This is a genomic window from Candidatus Komeilibacteria bacterium CG_4_10_14_0_2_um_filter_37_10 (assembly GCA_002793075.1).
Classification (GTDB): domain Bacteria; phylum Patescibacteriota; class Patescibacteriia; order UBA1558; family UBA1558; genus UM-FILTER-37-10.
Genome location: PFPO01000041.1, coordinates 1 through 2,965 on the forward strand (window position 1 = coordinate 1; position 2,965 = coordinate 2,965).

The 2,965-nt window shown below is 37.1% G+C and carries 3 protein-coding genes; all 3 read right to left on the reverse strand.

Annotation, left to right across the window (positions count from 1 at the left end; translation table 11 throughout):
- A partial coding sequence (locus tag COX77_02160) for a hypothetical protein (protein ID PIZ99212.1) occupies window positions 1–245 on the reverse strand: 245 nt, incomplete at its 3' end.
- A 98-nt stretch (window positions 246–343) separates the two neighbouring features.
- Entirely contained in the window at window positions 344–1,048 is a 705-nt protein-coding gene (locus COX77_02165) for a hypothetical protein (GenBank protein PIZ99213.1), read from the reverse strand.
- The coding region (locus tag COX77_02170) for a hypothetical protein (protein ID PIZ99214.1) at window positions 1,049–2,965 on the reverse strand (1,917 nt) is incomplete at its 5' end. It lies immediately after the preceding gene.

Genomic DNA, 2,965 nt, shown 5'->3' on the forward strand with positions numbered 1-2,965 from the left:
CCATTGCTCAAGAAAACTGCTTCCCAATCAGTGGCAACTACTTTGTCAGACTTGTCACCAAAGATGTTGAGAGCGGTGTACTTATTAACAAAATACAAACCACCTAAAATAACAATGACGACGATGACGACGATAATAATTTTGTTCATCAAACTTTTTGACGAAGCTTTCTGTTTTTTTGGTTGATCCATTAACTCGTCTTCAACCACATCTCTTTTTTCAATTTTTTTAATATCTTCCGACATGATGATATATAGATTAATGCTTATTAAGTGGCCCTCACTTATTGATTAACTTTAGATATTATAATACTTTTAATAAAAAGAATCAAACATGACCTAATTTAATGTTTTTTTAGCCATTTATTCCGTAAATACGAGTAGCGTATAACCAGGGCTTGCAGCAAGGTGGAAAAATAATCCAGCGGCTGAACCGCCGAATCATGATTATTGGTCCAGTTTACTGGTAGTTCAAGAATACGAAAATTATGTTGCCGCGCTAAAAATAGAACTTCAAAATCAAAACTCCACCGTAAATTTTGCAACTTTTCAAATAATGGTAAAACCTCTCGCCGATATAATTTAAAGCCACACTGGGTATCCGATAAACCAGGTAATAAAAATAATTGAATAACTCTATTACCCAAACGACCAAGAGCTACTTTGTACCACGGTTGCGGCTGGGTAATACGTGCTCCTGGCACTGCACGACTGGCAATAATAATATCGTGATCGGTGCTACTGGGCCAAAAATTATCTAGCTCATCCATAGTAGTAGAATAATCAGCATCTAAAAATAATAACCACCGCCCTTGGGCAATCCGAAATCCGTTGCGGATGGCTCCGCCCTTGCCTTGATTAGTCTGGCTAGTAATTACTTGAACATCAAATAAACTGGTCTGACTAACTGTCCGATCAGTACTAGCATCATCAGCAACTATCACCTCCCACTGATAATCCTGCTGATGCAAATATGCCAATACCTTTTTCAAGGTACTGGCGATAACTTTCTCTTCATTAAAAGTGGGTATAATAACGGATAAAAACATCTAAATAACCTTTCTTTTTTTAGTATAGCTACGATAAAACAAATAACTGATCATTAGTATGACGGTGGCAATTGATAGTCCTTGACCAACGCGTTTCTCTAATGTGGGCTGATAAATAAGGGTAACTTCCTGTTGATCGTCGGGTGGCCAAACTAGTATCTGACTGGCTGGTGTTGTCTGATAAACTGACATCCGCTGATCAGTGGCTTGCCAATAAGGGTAATAACCAATATTAATAATGGTGGCACCTGATCCTTGATAAGATATTTTTTGTTCTGACCAATTAAGTACTTCTATTTTTTTCATATCCCCTGTCGGCCAGTTTAATTGTTGGCTTAATTTCGAAATTTGATCAACTATCTTTGTTACTCCTGTGGCTCTGGGGTAATTATAAAAATCATCAATAAAAAATATTCGACTGACCAACTCTGATGGCAAAGTAATATCCTTTGGACCATTGAGCCAAATAACTGGCAAAGTAAAACTGGCTAAGCGATCCAGCTGCTGCACGGTCAAGGAAGGGGCACTAACTAACACATAACCAAAACGATGAATCTCGGACAAATCAACACTCATTAAATCATTATTCGCTTTCACTACTGGATAATCTAAAAGAGCCGGAAATTTATACCATATTTTCACTAAATCACGGTAAAGTAAATCCCCGCTTTCATTAAAGAAAATGCCTGGTCGAAAACTTGCTGGATAAACAAGTGGTTTGATTTCGGCTAGTTGATAAAATTCATATTCATTTATCGTATTGGTCCTTTGCACCAAAGAACTACCGGCTAAAGCGGTTTTAAATTTATTAGAGCGCGCGACAATAGTATCTACTCGCAAAAAAGCTAAACGACGTAACAAGGCATCACGATCCTGTAAACGAAAGGCAGGATCAGCATAAACACTACCATCACCCCAAATAAAAGTATTAGATAACGCACCAATCGTCACAGTAGACAATGGACTTTGAATAGCGCCTTCAATATACAAGCCGTCAATTACCTCTTTGCCCTGCAGCGGCAATACGGTTTTAAAATAGTGCACTGATCCTAAATCCCCCTGATCACTAATGGGCTCCTCCACAAAAATTCTGCCTACATTCGAGGAACTTACTAAGTAGTCCACTACTTTCTCCGCGGTGACAATACCGGGATAATCTACTAACTGAAAATGATAAGGATCGTCTAAACGTGTATAAAGTGTATTAATCTGACCATCACCACTACTTAAATTATAATGAAATAAACTATAGATGATAATGAGTCCCAACACTGTATAGCCACCGACTTGCCAAAGTTTTTTCTGCGATAAAAAAGCCAAGAAAACAGCTAAGCCATAAGACCCGCAAGCTAATAAAATTAAATACAAAAATACAAAAAAACGATAATAATGTAGTGGCCAATTCGGAAAAAAATTAATTAAATACTGACTAGGTAAAATAAAAAGAGTAACTAAAAAATAAACTGGCCAGAGATACTGCTTTTTCTTTAACAGTAAAACAAAACCTAAAAGACCAACAAAAAAAGCCAACGCGGCGAGCCACTCCAAACTAAACATCCTGCCTGCTAAAAAATCCAACCAATTAAAAGGAAATAACAAAAATAAGTAGTCATTGCGAGCCGCGGTGACCGCTGGTGAACTGTACTGCAAATTATAAATAAAAGGCAACAACCAAAACGCTGATAAACCAATGGCTACCGTACCAATAACAATTAGTTTTTTGATCAATACTAAACGCCAATTAAATAATAGATAAAATAGAACGGCAATAAATAAAGAAATGGTAGTTAGAGTATGACTAAGAATCACTACAGTCGCCAATACTATTAGCCCAACCAATCTACCACTTGTTGACTGCTGACGGTAACGATGTAATAAAGCTAGAAACAGTAAAAAAAGCGAGAAGCCAACAAAATT

Coding starts and splice junctions, on each gene's coding strand:
- COX77_02165 (PIZ99213.1), bottom strand. CDS start 1,048: ATGTTTTTATCCGTTATTATACCCACTTTTAATGAAGAGAAAGTTATC.